The sequence below is a fragment of the Microcystis sp. M31BS1 genome (genome assembly GCF_020245285.1).
Classification (GTDB): Bacteria; Cyanobacteriota; Cyanobacteriia; order Cyanobacteriales; family Microcystaceae; genus Microcystis; species Microcystis panniformis.
Map to the genome: position 1 here is coordinate 1 of NZ_JADBVE010000391.1, position 19501 is coordinate 19501.

Below are 19501 nucleotides of genomic sequence, written 5' to 3' on the forward strand. Positions count from 1 at the left end.
GTGTCAGTCTGTAGAGCGACCATAAGACCAGAACAGAGTAAATCTGTTAAGGCAGGTGCGAAAAATCCTTCGGGAAAGAAGCAGAAACCTAAATCGTGAGGTTTGGGAATCACCGTCCGTTTACGGCGGTGAGGATGTCAAAGTTTATAACGCTCTTGGAGGGAGTCTGGCAAAAGTCTTACAGTCTCTAAACCCTAGCTCTCTTATGGAGTAAGCCTTCAAGCTATCGCTAACTAACAGAAACCCTAAATTTGAGTTTTTATTAGAAAAAAAGTTAGCCATCACTTGTCAACCAAGGGTTTCAGAATCTGGATTCGGTTAGGGATTTCCGAAAGTCCCAGAAGAGCGTTACTAGGATTGAGTTATTTTGTCCCTTTGAATACTCGTCCTTGCGAATAGGAGGTTTAAAGCCTAAGCGCGATTGTTCGAGCTTGTATCCTCGGGATGACGGCGTGGCTCCGGTGGCTACCTAACGGTGTCAAGCACCTCGGTTGAACTGGATGTACAAGCCCTTTTTCAGAATATAGGCACCCAAGCTACAAAGCGGTATTTTTTACCTAGGTTGGGACGGGTTGCCTGCTTCTCAAGATACAAGGTTGGGTTGCGGGAAGTAAAACCCAACATCCTCTACTAAGTGAGACTAAGAAATTATGTCTCACTTAGTAGCTTTTTCCTGGTTGCAAGGCTCTGTCCCGACCCAAGCAGGAGTCCTAGTTCCTAAGACCCATACTTTTTCTGGCAACAAGACCCGCCGAAGCTCGTTTATCGCGCAAGGAATAGTGGTCAAGATATATTTGTTAAGTAGTCTGACATAAATTCTGTTGTCTATCTTAAGAAATGTAAATTGCCGCAATTCTTACTGACGACCGACTTGAAAGAGGCAGGGGGCAGGAGGGAAAAGTACCACTTTCAGGCTTGGCGGTGCCAACTTTGGCATCGGGACTGACGACCGACGACCGACTCCTTACCCCACAGTTAACTTTACTTTTGTCCAACTACTTAGAGCATCGGTTTTTAGATTTATTCAGCCAACCCTACTTATGAGATGCACCCGAAAAAATAAATCTGATTTGTGAATAAACACTAAACATTATAACATTAGAAAACTAAACCTGTTAGAATCAGAGCAACAGTAAATGCTTGTAATCCTAATTAGAACATGGTCAATAGTATTTTAATGATTCCTATTCATTTGGATGCTCTCTATCTGAAAAGAGATCGCCTAGTTGTAGAGGCGATGGCAGATTTGAGCATAGTTCCTTATTTTAATAGAAAAAGAGACGTAAATCCGAATATTGCTCATATCAGCGAGGAGATTGTTTCCCAACCCTTTCAAAATCAAAATCTCTACCTGAAAGCGGGAATCCATTTACATTGGGCGTTACCCGATGCTTTAACAAAAGGGATTCAAGATAGCGATAAAAAGACAGTTTTCCCATCAGTTCCTAATCGCTGGTTAGTAACACGCACTCTTAACGGCAAAAAACGTCAATGGGTAGTGGAGAGTGATTATCTTTATCGGGAAGGAGAAGGGGAGCAGTTAGGTAGTATTGTTTATCCCATTGAGATAAAAAATGGTAATGGTAATCATCAACCATTTCGCTATTTAGGTCGCAAACTGCCTATAGAAGCTTGGTTAGAAAATGATCCCAAGGCTGAATACTTACCCTTATTAACTGCCGTAGGTTATGGTGAACCGACTTTTGCGGCTTTTTATCCCAATTGTCACAGCGTTTTTGGATTTTATGATGATTATTCTCCTCAACCTACTGATAGTTTACAGTATGATGTGATTGGGTGGTATCGTCACTTAGAAAAGGATTATTTCAATCAATTCATCAAATCAAAATCTCAATTAACTACACAAGAATTAATCAAAGCGATACAAGAAGAATTCAAGTGGGACATTCCCGTTAAAAGCAATGAACAAATACCTCAAAGAATGCTTTGCTATGCCCGCTTAAAGTTTGCGTCTCCAACCAATACAGAGAGAGAAATTTCGGTAGAAGTGGCTGTAGGAAATACGGGAACGGAGGCATTATCCGCTTATTTAGGTCAAAAAATTGACAACAATTCTCGATCTATTATTGAAGATCAATTAGAAGCTTTAACCCTATCTTCTAGTCTAGAACATCGGCAGTTTGATCTAACGGCTAAGTTTGAGGAAGCACGCCATGAAAAAGGGTTTAATGCGGTCTCATCTGGCAGAATATGGACAATTACTTTAGGAAGCACAAACACTACAACAGCAAATGCTGAAGATGCTCAAGCTCAGAGCGAAGTTACTTTACCCGATAATATAGCTCCTAAACTGAATCAGCTTAATCTCTCTCAACAGAAATATGACTGCACTTTCGATGAAATTGAGTCAATGCGTCGGCAACTCTTTTCTGATTGGTATAAGTATATGTTAAGTGCTTATCCCCCCCAAGGTAGCACCGCTCAGTATCCTGATATTGATGAAGTTAAATATTATATTGAGGAGAAGGGAATTGAACCTTTAAAGGCAAAACTGAATGATCTAGAGAATTATGAAAAGTTATTGAATAAATCTTTAACTCAATTACAACAGGCGATTACTCAAGTAAATATTACCCAGTGTAAATTAAAAGTTAGTGATATTTTAGACTGGGAAAAATTGATTAATCAGTTAGAACAGGGAACAACAGAGCCAATTAAAAGAATTAAGCAGTTAATCCCCGATTTGGCCAGTAAAATTGCAGGGGAAAACCAAGGAAAAATTATAGATGCCTTAAATTTAATTTTTACTAAAAACGAAACAGAGCCAATTAAAAGAATTGAGCAGTTAATCCCCGATTTGTCCAGTAAAATTGCAGGGAAAAACCAAGGAGAAATTATAGATGCCTTAAATTTAATTTTTACTAAAAACGAAGAAGAATTAGTCCGTTGCAATCGTCTGCTTTTAGAAGTTTCTTTCCCTCAGCTAATTTTAAAAGCTCCACCACCTTATACCCTGAAACCTATTGCCGGTTCCCGTTATTGGCAACCAACAGAACCAGTTGTCTTGATGGCGGGGGAAGGGGTAAAACCCACCATTCGCCATGGACAAGATGGAAGATTGAGGGATGATGGACTGTTAGAATGTGAGATTTTACAACAGGAAGAGGACATTTTTCTCAATGGATTTTCGTCTATTCTCGGTAAAATTGATCAGATAGAAAACAATAAAAAAGGGGAACATATTGGCTTTAACACTTGGGAAGAACAACCTTGGCATCCGTTTTTACTAGAGTGGGAGGTAGAAGTTTTTCCCCTCCAAAATGGCTGTAATCATGGCATCTATAATCATCAATATGATGCTGAGTTTATTACGGGTAATTATACCTTGAAAGAAAACGAGCCAGAGCTTTCTTTACAGTACGGAAAGGGGGCTGTTCTTAAAGCTGCTAATGTTTATAGTGGTCGGAGTATTTTAACACCCCATGCCGGAATTAAGCTTAAGGAAAAAATAGAAGTTTATTTAAAGAAACAAATTTTGTCAGATTATTACGAGGCTAAGAAAATCACTAAAAAACAGCAAAATAATCACTATCTTAGTAATAATATCCAAGCCATAAAAGAATGGTATGAAACAACAAATGATGCTTCTTTGAATACGCCAGAAAACAAGGTAAAAGACCCCATTTATACTGCCATTAGAGCTTATCAAAATCTTTTAAGCCTAAATTGTCTATCTCAAGCTTTAGGAGGGTTTAACGAGGCTTTATTGATGCACAAACAGACCTTACAGTTACCTATTGCTGATCCTTTAGGATTTAATGATTATCAGCCTTTTACAGATGAAATAAAAGAAATGGTACAACAAAGTATCCGTAGTGCGCCAGAACCTTTAAATGATTTTAACCCAATTCGCTCAGGGGTAATGAAGATTTTGCGGTTACGGTTGGTGGATACTTTTGGACAGGTGAAAGATTTAGATATTAGAAATATTATCACTCCTGAACAGATGACGACTCCAGGCAGTCCCTATCTGATATCTTTACCCCCTCGTTTGGTACAACCGGCGCGTATTAATTTCCGTTGGTTATCTGCAATTGAAGGGGAACAGGAAATGAATAGTCATCCAGCTACTACTCCTATTTGTGGCTGGATATTGCCTAATAATTTAGATAATAGTCTCGCTATCTATGATAATCAGGGTAAGGCTTTGGGTTCGATTAATCAATTAGCAAAATGGGAAGCTGCGCCGGGAGAAAATACGGTTATCCCCTTTGATAAAATTGATGATCATTTACAAAAAGTGATTAACTATATTATTAAGCAGGGGGCAGAATTTTTGTCTAATTTTATTTCGGCTTTAGATAGTGGTTTAGAAAACATTGATCCCGAAAATTCAGCGCAAAATCAAGGTTTAGCACTGTTAATGGGACGACCTATTGCCGTAGTCAGAGCTTCTTTAAATTTGGAATTAGAGGGACTTCCAGCTATTAACCAAGATTGGGGGGTATTTTGGCAAGATTTAAGACGTAATTTCCGAGAAACGGATGGCTTTGAAAAGGTCAAGTTTCCAATTCGTTTAGGGGAATATAAACAGTTAAATGATGGTTTATTAGGTTATTGGTTGGAAGGGGATAATGGAAGTCTCAAGGATGTATTTTATGCCCCTCAAAGTGATTTAGAGGGAGTTGATCATTCTGCAATTAAATTTCATAATGCTAACAATCCTTGGCACATTGATCTTAATCTAAAAGATCCAGCCACTTTATTGACTATGCTCATCGATCCCAGAGGAAAAGTTCACGCAACTACTGGAATTTTACCGACGAAATCAATTGATATTCCCCCGGATCAATATCAACAAGCGTTAGAGAAAATAGAAATTACTTTCTTCTCTGCTCCTATCTTGACAGATTATGGTAAAATTAATTTAGCTTTACCTGATGAAGTTGGTTATCAGTGGTCATGGTTGGAGAAAGAAAAGGAACAATGGTCAACTGCCGATAAAATAGGTCAAACTAATGTTAATGCTATCTTCTCTGGCAAGCAAGAAATTCGAGAGGGATGGTTAAAGTTAAGCACCAAAAAAGAGCCACCCAACCCTAATAGTCCTAATCCCTAAGTTTATTCAAAATTCACCCGTTAATTTTTTAAATCAAGGAGTATCAATTATGAGTAACACTAATGACTTAGTTCTACATCTAAAACTAGATACCATTATCCCCGATGCAGACAATCAAAGAGTTCGTAGTGCTTTTTTAAGCGAGAATGTTTCAGCTTTAAGTGAGAATATTTCGGCTTCTACTGAGAGCCAATATAGTGTTCATGGTAGTCCCCAAGTTGTGAGTGATGAACATTTTGGCAGTTGTTTCATTTTTGATGGAAGACAAGACTATATAGAAATTCCTAATTCAGAGGACATTAACTTTGCAACTAATCAAGATTTTACCGTTGCCAGTTGGATAAAAATAGCCAAAGAACAACCATTTAAAACCAATGGTGACAACGATATTATTGAAAAATGGAATGGTAGTGGAGGTTATCCCTATGTCATCAGATATATTCCTGATAACCAAACAATCTGTGCGGCAAGATATGATGGTTCTAATAATCCCTCTATCACCACCACAACTAAACTTAATAGTGAGCAATTTTATCACATTGCTTTTGTGAAAGAAGGTAGCAAGTTACGGCTTTATTTAGATGGACATGAAGAAAATAGTACGGATGATACAACCCAATCTCAAACACAAAATGATTCACCTCTTTATCTAGCACGTAGAGGAGGAAGCAATGAAGCTTATGCTAACTATTTCGCGGGAACAATTGCTCATCTCCGCATCTATAAAAAGGCATTATCTCCAGAAGAAATTAAACAGGATATAAATGATAATTTAACGGCGATCGCCGCTTTTAATCTTGCCTATCCTCTTGATTTTAATTTATATGAAGGAGAGGATCAAGAGTCAGTTATCTTTATTGAAAATGATACTAAGGGAGAAGAACTGGTTTTTGAAATTCAAAATGATACAGAACAAGAGATTACTTTACCAGCAAAAAGTGGAGCAGTCACTCAAAATAATTATCATTTTGAATTAAGATTTAGACCTGATACTCTATCGCCTAAATCTTTACAGCAATTGGCTTTAAAACCCCAAAGTAATTGGAGTATGAGTTCTCCTGTTACTCAAGCAGATGGGATAGTTTCTCTCTATTTCTTAACAACTAATACTACTTTATCAGCTAATGAGGTCGTTACTTTAACCCTGCCAAATGTCAGTGCTTCAGCAGCGGGAGGGGCGAGAACAACCAGAGTTGAGTTTTTATGTCCAGAGTTTACTTATCAAGGAGAGACTTTAACTCATTATTATCGAGAAAAAAAACTCAGCGTTATCGATCATCGAGGGAAGAAAAATATTCCGCTTCATGTCAGTTTTGTAGGCTCTAATCGGATTTTGAATGATGGCACAACGACAAATAAGTTAACTTTGCGAATTGTTAATGTATTAAAAGATAAATCTATTCCTTTGATTCCAGATAGTAAGGGGGATCAAGCTTCTAAGTTTATTATCTCTTTTGATGTTCAAGAAGCAAATCAAAATAAGGATTGGGCTTTGGGAACCACAAGTCAAGTACAAGGAATAGGGATTCAAGGAACAGATTTTCGACTGACTGCAAGACATATAGAGGAGTGGAAAATTGTTAAAGAGACTCAAGGAGAATCGCCAACTTGGACAATAACTAATCAAAATGAAGAAAACGTTGAGTTACGACAGGAACAGGGTATTGAATTAATAGTTAGTAATATCCTTTCTTCTCTTCCTTCCGGTCAGACAAATCTTTATATCCGCTATGAAAATATTCCGGGTTATTGGGATGGAACTTTTATTTGTACGATAGAAAAATCACCCATTTTGTTTGATGAGCGCGGCAAGGTTGGCATGGGTATTACTCCAGGGACTGAACAATTGAAAGTAAAGGGAGATACAGCGATCACAGGCAAATTTTCTCTAGGTCAACTTATTGCCAATTATGATAGTGGTTGGTTTGATGTTGAAATAAATAAAAATTATAAGAAAGAGCATAACTTAGGAACTTTCTTATTAGTTACTCAAATTCTTTTTAAAGATACTAATGGCAGAATATGGGATGCAAAAACGACACTTCGTAGAGTCAATGATGGTGACTTCCCAAATAGCTATTGTGGTTATTATTTATTGATGCCAGACCATAATACTTTTGATTTTGCAACAGCAGGACAGGCCGTTTTTGCTGCAGACAATACTTCAACTTATGGACCGGAAAGGAAAAGTCAACGTTTTACCAAAGGTAGCTATCGAATTTTTGCTTGGAGGATTGGAGCTACATTAAATGAATAATTATGAACGATAAACTAAACAAAAGATTATGTTAAGCATGATACAGACTTACCCAATTTCTAAAACTATCACCACCTTGGCTGTTCTGAAGCAAAAGTTTAATTTATCTGCTACAGATAACGATCAATTTTTTAATGAATGGCAACAGGACTTACCTGATTTAACTACTCAAGAAAAAGAAACCTTAGAGCAAATCAAAAGACGATTTGAACGCCATAGAGAGAGAAGTCCTTTAGCAGAAGGAGTGATCAATCAATTACTCATTTCTCCTTTACTAACTTTGGCGGGTTTATATGATGAACCTTTCTATGTCACCACGGAAGCAAGTGTTGAACTAGAAATAGAAGAAGAGGAGGAAATCTTACGGGGGAGAATTGATACTTTAATTATTGCTCCACAACTGTGGGTGTTAATCATTGAGTCTAAATCTACCATTGCTTTTCCCGTTGCATTACCGCAAATAATGACTTACATGATGGCAAATCCTAACCCTCAAATCCCTGTCTATGGTTTGATAGGTAACGGTGATGAATTTATGTTTATTAAAATGCTGATCTAAGGCGTTCCTCAATATGACTTTTCTAACATTTTTTCCCTGCTTTTACCCCGGAGAAATCAGTTAGAGGATATCTTGCAAATTCTCAAACAAATTGCTAAAATTATGATCATAAACAGGACGGGTTAAGAAATTAAAAGATATTGAAATAATCGCTCTTTATTCTAGTCCTCTGTTAAAATGCGGAAAGCGTATCGAAGGGAGCTGCCGAGGGCAGCACCCTCCTAATTCAACCCCTACCCTAAAAGAATGATTAAGCATGACATTAACGATTGTTAATGATACCCTAAAAACCATTCTCGCTCGACTGAAACGAGAATTAAAAAATCATTACGGCGATCGCCTTAAACAGTTGATCATGTTTGGTTCTCAGGCCAGGGGTGACGCGCATCCAGACTCTGATATTGATGTCTTAGTCGTTCTCAAAGGAGAAGTAAATGCAGGTGAAGAAATTGAAAAAACTGGATCCATTATAGCCAGTTTATCTTTAGAAAAAGATGCGGTAATCAGTTGTATATTTATGGATGAATACCGATTCATTCATCGTTCTGGTTTTTTGCTTAGGAATATTCGTAAAAAGGGAATAATTCTATGACAGAAGATCAGATTGAATTACTTTTAAAAGCTCGTCAACTTGCAAGGAAAATGAAAAGCGATCGCAGATAAATCTTAATCTTCTTCACAATTTATTAATCTATTAACAGGTAGGTCAAATCATGGGAAACTTCCAAGCTATAAAAATCGAAACAGATGATCGAGTTGAGTTTAAAGACAATGTTATTAATGTCATTACAATTAATACCACACAAACGCTTACCATAACAGATTACTATCAATCTATACTCAAAGCGGCTTTAACAACTTTTAAGCTTAAAACCGATTTTAAGCCTAAAAACGAACCAGAACCCACGAGGAACGAAAAAATATCTTCGGAGTTTGAGACTTCAATGAAAGATTTCTGGGGAAAGGAATGCAACTTCAATGATTGCCTCATTGGCTATATCTTACAAGACACCCATCTTTCTAAAGATGTTGACACACTTTTAGCTCGAATAGCCGATGAAGAAAATAAATACTACTGGAAATGGCTCGAAGGTGACAATGAGGTAAAAGATAGTGCTGACAATCAAACAATACTGAACCGATTACGCATTGTAAATGCAAATTTGCTCAATAAAATTTTTGTAACATTTGCTAATAGTACAGGTAATAAGATAGGAGGAAAACACTGGATAAACAATGAAAAACCACTTCAGGATACAACCTTAATCGTGCCAGCTATTGCTATCAGCCTAGAGGAATCTTATAAAAATGGTACTGACTTATATTACGGTGTTTATGTAAATCCTAACGCTAGACTGCTTTTTCTGGATAATAGTGAAGATACCCAAAGATATAAATACGGAAAAAAAGATGGTTCTAATGATTATGAGATAAAGCGAACTTATATATACAATAATAATGTCAAAAAAAATGTTACTGTTGGTGTTACTACAAACGAATCTATGGCTGAATATTTTTTAGGAAAAGAAAATGAGAAATATCGTTATTTGATTAAATTAATAGAGGTAGTTAATAAGTTGAATACTAAATATGGCAGGGACAACGTAGATCGAGTTGCAACAATAAATCCATTCCTAGAGAATAACAAAAAAGAAGATAAATTGTTACAAAAAATTCATTTCAAAACGGCTGAAAACAAAGACGATGTTTCAAGAAATCAGACTGAAAAAGACGCAGCTAAAGCCTTAGCACATCAGGCGGCTTGCGAGCTTCCTAAGGGAAACTATCACTGTTTTTACCACGATAACGGGGGAACTTTAATGGGGCATATCTCCGCCGTAAATATAAGCGAGGGAGGGCGTGGAAGTAGTGGCTATCCTATGCGTGCCGATAGGGTGAATGAGGTAAACTATAAATGGTTAATTAATTTGCCTGATGGAGATGCAAATTTTCCCTTAGCAAAATTATGGAGTTATTTGTTTGAATTAAATCCAGAGTTTTTAGTAACATCAGCTAATCGTCCAAAAATTCAACAAAACCGCACAACTAACACATCTGATGCTTTCTACCCTACTAATTGGCCTTACGACAAAGTCAAAAAAGATGGATTTAAAAATCCTGTCATTGGTAGTATAAATAGTTTGATTCAATATTATAAAACATTTAATCCGTCAGAACCTAAGAGAAATAAGCCTCTAAAAGACCCATTTCCGCCTCGCGTTACGAATCCGAGCATTCCTGGTTATGATTATAAATTTGATATCAAAGAAATTGAAATATCTGTAAAGTTAGACAATACTGGCTACCGAGTCTGGAAAAAGTTCAACGCTGTTGGAGAAGATCTCACTTTAGGTGTTAACGAAAATGAACGAGTAGATGCGGGGAAAACGATGGCAGAAGCCTTGAGTAATTTTCATGTATATCCTGGGATGAAAGCCAGTAATATCACGCCTAAAATAACTGATTCTAAATTATCGGCTACCTCCTTTGCTAAATATGTACTAGGACAGCTTAATGATAATGCTGTTAAGGAGCAATGGCGCAAAGATAATGAACTAAATGCAAATGCTACTGTTGATGCTTCTAGTTTAAAAACCGATCAAGAATGGTGTCACCTGTTTGGTCATGGGGATGGCGGTCCAGAAGAATTGGGTAATTTTGTTTCTGGTAGTAAACACTGCAACACTGAACAACTGGCGATTGAAACTGGTCAACGTCGCGTCAGTCAAAATAAAACCGATTTTAAAGAAGTTGAACGAAGTAAATTAAAAGCCCGAATTACGGCTTATTTGATACCGAATGCGGGTACATGGGTAACAGGAGTAAGTTATACGCAAGACAAATTAAATAAAACTTTATTGACTGGTGTTACAGATCATACGGTAAAAAATCAACAAAGCGAATTCTTTGAAAAAGTTCCTAATGTATCCCCAGATGAATATAGATTAAAATTTAAAACAAATGCTTCTGGTAACATAGATGATGAGGCTCTTAGAACAGCTTTTAAGAAATTGTCAGATGCAATTAGCGATTCTGCTACTAATCTAGATAAAAAGAAACAGCTTTTCCAGTTCCGGCACAATTTGGAAAAACATTTTTTCATGTATCTACCAATAGCCCGTTGGATGCGCTACAAGCTTTATTATGATGGGAAAAAGGTGTTTGACCACATCTACGATGCTCAAAGTGAAAGCATAAACTTACATGAATGCCAGATCCTTGATTACATGGTAGAAAGAGCGTTGTATATAGCAATGGGTAAAGAGTCTGAGTACAAGCAAAAAATTAAAAGCCGTGTAGAAAAACTGCTACCTAGCGAGGAAGAAGCGGGGATTATCGGCAGAGTTTTAGATTTAGATCGAAAACTAAATGAAATATTCAATAATCTGAAGTCAATAGACAAGTTTGCAGAACAAATAGAACAAAAAATATCCGAAATAAAGGGAATTCTAGCAAACCCTAATCCTAATTTTGCAAACATAAATCTAGAGCAACTAGAGGAAAATTGCAATATGCTACAAGAATTGCTTAAAAATGCTAATACTGACATTCAATCTCAAATAACTATTTACCATAAAATTGCAGAAGATTTTAAAAATATGACCGTAGAACAGCAAAATCAAAGCCAACTTAAATTGATTATTAAAGATAAAGATTCAGTTTTGTTGCAAAACATTAATTATTTGACAGAAACTATTAAAAAAATATCGGAAATTCAGAAAAATATAGCAACGAAAATTGGGGTCATGAAAGAAGAACTTAAGAAGGCGAACCCTACAATGGAAGTTGACAGCATTGGGGAACAAGTCGAAAGCCTGAAGAGACAGATTAAAGAAACAAAAGAAGAAACTTTACCTGGGGATAAAAAGAAAAGATTAAAAAACCAACAAAGTATGGTTTCAAATGCTAATAAACTGTAAATCAATCTATCCCATTAAAAAACAAAACTATTTATATGATCAATCCCAACCTTCAGTCTATCAAAAACCAACTCAACTTAGGTCATTTAACACTGGATCAGAATGCCATCGGTTCAGCTTTAGCTAATCAACTTCAACAAGCCTTTTCTGGAGAAATATTACAACTTGAGGCAGTAAAACAACCCATCGCAGAAACGGATGATTCCCTATATTTTCAAGCAAGAATCCCTTCATTACTGGGGGTAAGACTGCAAGCTGTCGAAGGCATTTTTTTTATCTATAACGGTCAGTTAGAGTACCTACTAAAAGCCACTCTCCCGAAGGTTTGGGATTTTTCTTGGTCTTATCCAGACCTTCCCGATTATACTAATTTTGGCAACTTAGGTCCAGATGCGGGTAATCAATCCTCACTTTTTTACGACTTACGATTTCCCGCTGATAAGCCGATGGTACTGGTTTTTTCTTCCCACAATTTTCAGAAAGATCAAACCCCAAAATCCTATCTCACATTACTAGATACTACCTTAAATATTAGTAAAATCCATCAGGGGCTAAATTTTGTTTCAGAGATAGCACTTTCTGAGATGCCACTTTTAGATACACTAATAGAGTTTGCAGGTTATCAAGATTTATCTTTACCTTTTTATGGCTATCTAAATCAACAACCTGAATACGAAGAAATACGCTTAGAGATAGAACTAAATTTTACTAAAACCTATGAAGATATTTTCAGTTTTGGGATTTCTTCACTTGTCTTGCATACCAGCATCTCTCTTTATGCTAACTATATAGGATCAGGGATTAGCTTTTTAGGGGGAGTTAGCATAGGAACCTCAAAAACACCTAAAAACGTAGAGATAGTCTGGCCCGTAGGGAGTACACAACTCATCATCGAAAATGCAGAACCTATTCCTTTTCCTGGTTTCGACACTTTTACTAACTTATTAAGTGGTCATTTACCCAACAATAGCGATACCTTTCCTCTGGCAATAAACTCATTAAGTACCCTAGAAATTCGTGAATTATCCTTACACTTATCCCTAAGTCCACTGAGGGTATCTTATATTGTCTTAAGTATCGGTACCACAGCAAACTGGAATCAACCCTTATTAGGAAAAGCATTAACAATTGAGGATTTATTATTACGATGGGAAGTTAGTCCAGGATATCCTACTCCTATTCGTTTTTATCTCCTATCCGCTTTTAATGTGGGAGGGGGTTTAGTAAACGCTTCAGCCGTCTTTCCCGACTTTGCTTTTTATGGTGAACTTGGCTTATATCAAACCATCGCCTTAGAGCAAATCATTGAGGAAATAATCCCCAATGCTCACCTGCCACACATCTCCATATTAGACCTTTCGGTAAGTGCTGATATCAAACAAGGGTTATACGCCTTTGAAATAGAGATGGCTAGTGATTGGGAATTGAACTTGGGAGGAACTTCTATCTTACCCCTTAAATATTTACATCTAGAGATAGAAAAGAACCTTGGTGGTAGCTTTGCTACAATTAACAGTGTTCTGACTATTGCCGGGGTAGATCTGATTCTGCTGGCGACTAATGCCAACGAAAGTGGGGGTTGGACTTTTGCCGGAAGTACCAGACCTGGACAGCAAATTCCCATCGGACTGTTAATAAAAGATTTAGTAACAACCTTTGGAATAACAGATGAAGGTTTTCCCAAAGCTATTGAGGGATTAGTGGTTGAAAATATAGCAACTTATTTCAATACTGAAACAAAGAATTTCTACTTTACCTGTGAATCTATATTGGAGATCGAAGAAGAAATAATTGATGTAATTCTTCAAATTAATATTACCCAACAATTAGACGGTTCTTATCAAAAACACTTTGATGGACATATCACTATTGGGAGCTTAAAATTTGCCCTCATTTTCGATACTGACCAAACCTCTACCAAATTCCTCGCCGCTTACCATGATGACCAGACGATAAAAATTAAAGACCTAATTGGTTATATTGATTCTCAGTTAAAAGAGGATATACCAGAAGGACTAGAAATAAGCCTAAAAGATGCCTTATTTGCCTATGCTAAACAACAAACCTTAACTAACTTTCTCTTTGGTTTAAATATTGATGGTGGCATTAACCTCTCTAACCTCCCCTTAGTCGGACAAGAATTTCCTCCCAATCAAACCCTGAAAATTTCCCTACAAATCTTAGCAACTAAAGCTGATTTTACAGCCCCAGAATTACAAGCCTTAAACACTTTATATACCGACGGAGGCATTCAACTCCCCACCACCAATATTAAGCAAGGTCTAGACCTTATCCCCTCGCTTCAACTCGGAAGCGAAATCCAACAATTAGAACTCCCCATCACCATCAATAAAGATAATGGTCAAATAGAAGGAACAACCCCCCCACGGGATAATAACCTTTCTCCCTCAGTCGTCACCCCGACCTCTACTCCCACCCCAATTAGTGATAGTACCAAATGGTTTACACTGCAAAAAAGCTTAGGGCCTGTCCACTTTCAGAGAGTTGGTCTAAAATACCAAGACTCAAAAATCTGGGTTTTATTAGATGCTAGTCTTAACCTAGCCGGACTTTCCCTCTCCCTCGATGGACTTGCCGTTAACTCCCCCCTCAATCAATTTGACCCCAAATTTGAACTTAAAGGCATCGGCATCGACTACAAAGGCAGCGACACCCTAGAAATCGGTGGCGCATTCCTCAGAACCAAAATCACCACCCAAGATGGAAAAACCTACGACGAATACGACGGTGCCGCCGTTATCAAATTTAACGTCAAAGGCAAAGCCCTCAAACTTTCCGCCATAGGGTCCTATGCTTATTTTCAAGGGCATCCCTCCCTCTTTATCTACGCCATTCTTGACTACCCCATCGGTGGCCCCTCCTTCTTCTTCGTCACCGGATTAGCCGCCGGCTTTGGCTATAACCGCGCCCTCAAAGTCCCCACCATTGACCAAATTGCCACCTTCCCCCTTGTCGCCGAAGCGGTTAACCCTCCTCCTGCTGAGGGTTCTAACTCAGACCAAGCCGCCCGACTCACAGGAGAACTAACCAAACTCCGAGACTATATCCCCCCCGAAACTGGGCAAATATTCCTCGCCATCGGCATTAAATTCACCTCTTTTAAACTGATTGATTCTTTTCTCCTGCTTACCGTCGCTTTTGGTAATCGTTTTGAACTTAATATACTTGGTTTAGCCACCCTCATCGCCCCCCCAAATGTAGGCGCAGGAGTCCCCCCAGTTGCCGAGGTACAACTAGCCCTCAAAGCCAGTTTTCTGCCCGCCGAAGGATTTATTGGCGTTATTGCCCAACTTACTCCTAACTCTTATATCCTTTCTCAAGCTTGTCATCTCACTGGAGGATTTGCCTTTTATGGCTGGTTTGCCCCTAACGTCCATGAGGGAGATTTTGTCCTCACTTTAGGGGGTTATCATCCCCTCTTTAAAGTCCCAGACCATTACCCGAAAGTACCTCGCCTTGGGCTTAATTGGCAAGTTAGCAGTGAACTTTACCTCAAAGCAGATGCTTATTTTGCCTTGACTCCTTCCGCTATCATGGCCGGGGGACACCTCCAAGCTACTTGGAATAGTGGTCCTCTGAGTGCTTGGTTCAACGCCGGGGCAGACTTTCTCATGTCTTGGAAACCCTATCACTACGATATTTCTATCTATATTGATATGGGGGTTTCCTATACTTTCCAATTTTTCGGGACTCAGCATATTACCGTTCAATTAGGGGCAGATTTACACATCTGGGGACCCGAATTTACAGGGATTGCCCATATTCATCTTTGGATTATTTCTTTTGATGTGAGCTTTGGTAGCAGTGCCTCGCAAGCACCCACAGCCATTGACTGGAATGAGTTTAAAACCTCTTTTCTCCCTGCTGCTGATGCTATTTGTACCATTGCCGTTAAAGAGGGTTTAGTCAGAAAAGTTAATCAAGATGATAAAACAGATTTAGGGATCATTAATCCTAAAGATTTCTGCTTAGTCACTAATTCAGTCATTCCTGCTAAGAAAGCTGTCTATACTAAAGATATAACTCTTCAAGACGATCAAATCCAAATCGCGGCAAGTAATACCCAATTTGGCATCAGTCCAATGGAAGTCAAATCGGAGCAATTAACCTCAGATTTAACGATTAGTATAACTAGAGATGGCAAGTCTCTAAGTTCAGCAGAATTTGACAAAAATTTTACTTGTATTCCCCTATTTAAAAAAGTTCCCATCGCACTTTGGGGCGAATCTTTAAACCCTAGTTTGAATGGTAATCAATTTATTGAAAATACCCTATCTGGATTAGAAATTAAACCTAAAAAACAACCAGAACTGGGGGCAACTCAAGCCATTAATCGCAGTGAATTACAATTTAGCCCTGTTTCGATTGATAATGCTTATCATTGGCAGACAATTGGCACTTTTCAGGAGGAAACCACTAAAGACATTAGTAGCACTATTGTAGATAACGCAGTCAACAACACCAGAGATAATTTACTAAAAGCACTAAATTTAAACAGTGAAGAAATTGATCTCAGTGCAACAATTGCCGATCATTTCTTAGGTTTACCTAAAATTGGAGTTTTAGTTAATTAATTATTATTAAAGGAGTCAAAAATGCCAGAAACTACCACAACTGAACCCACTAAAATTGAATTTATTCAGTATCATCAACCAGCTTTAAAAGATGGTGATTATGAGATTACTCTTACACAAGAAATAAAAGAGGAAAAAATTACAGCAAATAACTCCTTTCAGATTACTAGAAAATTTTCTGTAGGTGCAGAAAGATTTGACTTAAAACCTACAGACATCCACGCTGTATTTCCCCCTGATGGTAGCTTAGGAGAACATTCCAATGTTTTACCCCATATTATCCTAAACCGTAGTACCTTACCTTGGGAACGTCAATCTATTAGTAATAATAATAATACTCCTTGGTTAGCTTTATTATTATTTGAAGAAACGGAAGCACCAGAAACTCAAATTATTACCCTAGAAACCTTAAAAAATATTAATAGTTATCCCGCTAAATTTCCCAATTTTACCCTAGAAAGTGGACAACATGAAGACGATAAAGTAATAATTATTGATGTCCAAAAACAGTTATTAGAAAAAATTTTACCCCCTAAAGAAGACTTAACTTATCTTGCTCATGTTCGTCAAGGAACAGATGCTCAAGGAAAATTAATCGGCGATGAATTAGCCGTTATTATTTGTAATAGACTTCCTCAAAAAAGTGGCAGAAGTATCGTCCATCTGGTTTCTTTAGAAGGACGTTATAATAATAACGGTTTTGATTTTCAGGGAGCAGGAGATAATGATAATATTCGTTTAGTTAGCCTAAAAAGTTGGAGTTTTTCTTGTATTGATGAAAAGCAAAGTTTTAAAGGACTTTTGATCCATCTTAACCGAGAACCTAGTACCCTAAGATTGCCACAATTTAATAATACTGAAGCCGAAAAATATCTATCTATGGGTTATGTTCCCTTACCCCATTTTTTACGACAAGGAGGGAAAACCTTCTCTTGGTATCATAGTCCTTTGATCACAGGAAACAACCCTAACAATAACATCACTTTACCCATTCGTACAGCAGATGAATTAATCATCTATAATCCTGATAATGGTATGTTTGATGTTTCATACTCTGCTGCTTGGGAATTAGGAAGATTACTCGCTTTACAGAGTAAAAATTTATCCGTTAGTCTCTATAATTGGAAACGCACTCATAGACAAAGCTTACAAAATATCGAAACTCATTTACCCGTTTACAATCAACCTAATACAGAACTTCCTGAGAGTATTTATAATTGGTTTGAAGATTTAAGTCTTCTTAAAGGTGTACCTTTTAATTATCTGGTTCCTGATGAACTTATGTTACCTGTAGAATCAATTCGTTTCTTCTATCTTGATTCCCTTTGGATAGAATGCTTATTAGATGGAGCATTTAGTATTGGTCGAGTAACTACATCAGATCATAAACACGATCAAGAAAATAAAACAAATCCTGCTGTTAACAATTACCCCATAGTAACTGGTTTTTTACTCCGTTCAGATGTGGTGTCAGGTTGGCCGGGTTTACTCGTTGATGGTTATAATGAAGATGATATAAACAAGATTGAATTACTACGGATGGAACGTCTTTCTGCTAATGTTTTAATCTGTTTATTTAAGGGAGAAATCAAAACATTAGATATTCACCAAAAACCAGAAACATTACATTTCGGACTAGACTTGGATGATGAGAAGAAAACCTACAAACAATTGAGAAGTGGTAAAAACATTGATTCTCATGTTTTTCCTTGGAGGGATGAAAATAAAAAGGTCATCAATATTAACAACCTAGCTATAGCTATTAAAAATAGTAGCTCATTTACCTCTGCTCAATTGGCTTTAGAGATGATTGAAGGAGTAGAAAAAGTGAGATTTATTGGTTCTTAAAAACCTATTAACTAGGTAGGCATTAAAAATTATCAGATGCCCCCCTTATTAAGGGGGGACTAAGGGGGGATCAAACCTAAAATCCATTTTAAATTTAATTATAACCAGCTACTTAGCATCGTATTTTTGCTATCTTTCAACCTAAATTTAACCAATAAAATAAGGACGCTGCCAATTGCGTCCTCAAGGTATCTGGAAAAGGCTTTTTTCCTAGACTTTCCGAGAGTAGTATTCCACTACTAACAGTTCATTAATCGAGAGGGCAATCCATTCTCTTTCCACAACGCCATTCACTTTGCCCACAAGGGTGTTTTTGTCAAATTCCAAATGACTCGGCAGATTGGCTAAACCGGGGTATTCCATATTTCTTTTGACGAGATCCTGGGAACGCTCTTGATTTCTAACTCCAATCACATCACCCGGACGGCACTGATAACTGGCAATATCCACAACTCTACCGTTAACGGTGACGTGACCATGATTGACTAATTGTCGCGCCCCCGGAATTGTCCCGGCCATACCGAGACGGAAAACGGTATTATCCAGACGCATTTCTAGGAGTTGCAGCAGCACTTGACCGGTGGAACCAGTAGCCCGGCGAGCTTTGCGGACATAGCGAACTAATTGTTTCTCGCTGACACCGTAGTTAAAACGCAGTTTTTGTTTTTCTTCTAGACGAATGGCATATTCTGAACGTTTTTTGCGGGCCTGGCCATGTTGCCCCGGTGCATAGGCACGACGGGCATTTTTACGGGTTAACCCTGGTAATTCCCCTAAACGACGCACAACGCGCAAGCGCGGTCCTCTATAACGAGACATACAGACAGTCTGCTCCTATTTAAATTTATCCCAAAACTATTATCGTAGCACAAATTAAGTAATTTATTTGGGGTGTGGGAAGTGGGGTAGTGGGAAAGTGGGGAGGTGGGGTGTAGGGTGTAGGGTGTAGGGTGTGGGGTGTGGGGAGTTTTCTCAGTGAACTGATAACTGATAACTGATAACTGATAACCGCCTCCTGACGGCAGCTGATGTATTTTTTTCATCGGAAATTTTGGGTCTGAACCCCCGCCGTTCTAGGTTGGCTTTACGTTAGAATTAAAAAGCCAGTCTCGAAAACCAAGTGGACGGCGCAGCACCTTGAAAACTCGGCTTAGGGGGTTCCGACCAGAAAAGCTTGGCCGGGTAAAAAGTCGCGCGCAACAAGTACAAGAAGCTATAGGCGGTCAACGTACCGTGGGACAC

The 19501-nt window shown here is 37.9% G+C and carries 8 protein-coding genes; 7 read left to right on the forward strand and 1 reads right to left on the reverse strand.

Annotated elements, in window-relative coordinates; genetic code table 11:
• Positions 1-1159: 1159 nt before the first annotated feature.
• The 7 genes from IM509_RS21850 (at position 1160) to IM509_RS21880 (ending at position 18259) form a co-directional block, all read left to right on the forward strand.
• A complete protein-coding gene (locus IM509_RS21850) occupies positions 1160-5080 on the forward strand; it encodes a hypothetical protein (protein WP_260441220.1) in 3921 nt (1306 codons plus the stop codon).
• 49 nt (positions 5081-5129) lie between these two features.
• Positions 5130-7337 (forward strand): LamG domain-containing protein, encoded by a 2208-nt coding sequence (locus IM509_RS21855; protein WP_260441219.1) that lies wholly within the window; start codon positions 5130-5132, stop codon positions 7335-7337.
• Positions 7338-7365: 28 nt separating this feature from the next.
• Positions 7366-7896, forward strand: a complete 531-nt coding sequence (locus IM509_RS21860; protein WP_260441218.1) for a type I restriction endonuclease subunit R — start codon at positions 7366-7368, stop codon at positions 7894-7896.
• A 256-nt stretch (positions 7897-8152) separates the two neighbouring features.
• The gene (locus IM509_RS21865) at positions 8153-8488 is read left to right on the forward strand and encodes a nucleotidyltransferase domain-containing protein (protein ID WP_012264623.1); all 336 of its coding nucleotides are present in this window, start codon (positions 8153-8155) and stop codon (positions 8486-8488) included.
• A 121-nt stretch (positions 8489-8609) separates the two neighbouring features.
• Positions 8610-11816 (forward strand): V-type ATP synthase subunit I domain-containing protein, encoded by a 3207-nt coding sequence (locus tag IM509_RS21870; protein WP_185237053.1) that lies wholly within the window; start codon positions 8610-8612, stop codon positions 11814-11816.
• Positions 11817-11851: 35 nt separating this feature from the next.
• Positions 11852-16411: a DUF6603 domain-containing protein gene (locus tag IM509_RS21875; protein ID WP_185237052.1), complete on the forward strand. Its 4560-nt coding sequence runs from the start codon at positions 11852-11854 to the stop codon at positions 16409-16411.
• A gap of 21 nt (positions 16412-16432) precedes the next feature.
• Complete coding sequence (locus IM509_RS21880) at positions 16433-18259, forward strand: hypothetical protein (protein ID WP_185237051.1); 1827 nt, start codon at positions 16433-16435, stop codon at positions 18257-18259.
• Positions 18260-18469: 210 nt separating this feature from the next.
• Here IM509_RS21880 and rpsD read toward each other — a convergent pair whose 3' ends face one another.
• Entirely contained in the window at positions 18470-19078 is a 609-nt protein-coding gene (gene rpsD, locus IM509_RS21885; protein ID WP_002737433.1) for a 30S ribosomal protein S4, read from the reverse strand.
• Positions 19079-19501: the final 423 nt, after the last annotated feature.

Coding starts and splice junctions, on each gene's coding strand:
- IM509_RS21855 (WP_260441219.1), top strand. CDS start 5,130: ATGAGTAACACTAATGACTTAGTTCTACATCTAAAACTAGATACCATT.
- IM509_RS21865 (WP_012264623.1), top strand. CDS start 8,153: ATGACATTAACGATTGTTAATGATACCCTAAAAACCATTCTCGCTCGA.
- IM509_RS21850 (WP_260441220.1), top strand. CDS start 1,160: ATGGTCAATAGTATTTTAATGATTCCTATTCATTTGGATGCTCTCTAT.
- IM509_RS21870 (WP_185237053.1), top strand. CDS start 8,610: ATGGGAAACTTCCAAGCTATAAAAATCGAAACAGATGATCGAGTTGAG.
- IM509_RS21875 (WP_185237052.1), top strand. CDS start 11,852: ATGATCAATCCCAACCTTCAGTCTATCAAAAACCAACTCAACTTAGGT.
- IM509_RS21860 (WP_260441218.1), top strand. CDS start 7,366: ATGTTAAGCATGATACAGACTTACCCAATTTCTAAAACTATCACCACC.
- IM509_RS21880 (WP_185237051.1), top strand. CDS start 16,433: ATGCCAGAAACTACCACAACTGAACCCACTAAAATTGAATTTATTCAG.
- rpsD (WP_002737433.1), bottom strand. CDS start 19,078: ATGTCTCGTTATAGAGGACCGCGCTTGCGCGTTGTGCGTCGTTTAGGG.